General features: G+C 22.8%; 2 protein-coding genes. Both read right to left on the reverse strand.

Annotation, left to right across the window (positions count from 1 at the left end; translation table 11 throughout):
• Window positions 1-220: 220 nt before the first annotated feature.
• On the reverse strand, window positions 221-439 hold the full coding sequence (locus ACFRAE_RS17695) for a hypothetical protein (RefSeq protein WP_422798498.1): 219 nt from the start codon (window positions 437-439) through the stop codon (window positions 221-223).
• The gene (locus ACFRAE_RS17700) at window positions 426-632 is read right to left on the reverse strand and encodes a hypothetical protein (RefSeq protein ID WP_422798499.1); all 207 of its coding nucleotides are present in this window, start codon (window positions 630-632) and stop codon (window positions 426-428) included. The genes ACFRAE_RS17695 and ACFRAE_RS17700 overlap by 14 nt, the downstream gene beginning before the upstream one ends.
• Window positions 633-982: the final 350 nt, after the last annotated feature.

A 982-nucleotide genomic window follows, 5' to 3' on the forward strand; every position in this document is an offset into this window, starting at 1 on the left:
TTATCAACTGAGATTTTTGATTTTAAATACTATGTGATTTTAATAAATTAATATTCGTCAAAATATATTAATTGGCCAATTTCCTCCTTGAGCACAGTGTTCATATATTTATAAGAACTGTTTGTGTTAGTAATAATTGTTTTACATTAATAAATGTAATTTAATAATATCGCTAGCAAGTATTTAAAGCTAAATTATATGATTAAACTAAAATATTTCATTAACAAGCTAAGTGCATTTTAACTAATTTAATTTTTTCATTAACATCATCAATAGAAATTCCTAGATAATCGGAAATTTCATACAATTTATAACCTTCAAAATACATCATTAAAATTTTATAGTCAGTTTCTGAAAGCTTGATAATTCGGGGGATTAATGAATCAACAATATTACTAATATCTGTTTCATTCTTATTACTGTTGTTATTTTCTTTCATTTAAAAATTCACGACCTTTTTGTGTTAAAATATATTCATTATGTGATAAATTTTCACCCATCTCTTGAATTAATCCATCATTTCTTAAACCTATAAGACATTCGTAGAAACCTGGATAAGATCCAATTTTCCAAATACCTGATCTATTAGATATTTTTTTTAACATCACTAACTTCAATGATATATCTTTCAAATTAATTTTTTTTAAACCTTTGTTAAACGAAAAGAAAGTGTGAGTTTTATTAGCGTTTTTTATATAGGAGTTGTTATAAATATAAAAAAATTAATTCGGTAAAAAAATATTTTACCTGCATAATTATTTAATATATTTTAAAGTTGGACTTTATAGGTTTTAATTTAGATTTTAAATATTAATTTTATAAAATAATCATATTTGATAACCCTAAAATAAAAAAGCATCCCAATCAAATTTAGAAGGGGATGCTTTCATTTCAAATAGTTAGCTTAACTCTTGGAATTTAATAATCTCTCTAACTTATCGATCATTTCTTTCTGTTGCTGTAACATCCTTTCATATAATTC

Origin of the sequence: Sphingobacterium sp. HJSM2_6, from assembly GCF_049316305.1 — a bacterium.
Lineage (GTDB): Bacteria > Bacteroidota > Bacteroidia > Sphingobacteriales > Sphingobacteriaceae > Sphingobacterium.

Excerpts from the sequence above, each read along its gene's own strand:
- ACFRAE_RS17695 (WP_422798498.1), bottom strand. The coding sequence starts at position 439 with ATGAAAGAAAATAACAACAGTAATAAGAATGAAACAGATATTAGTAAT.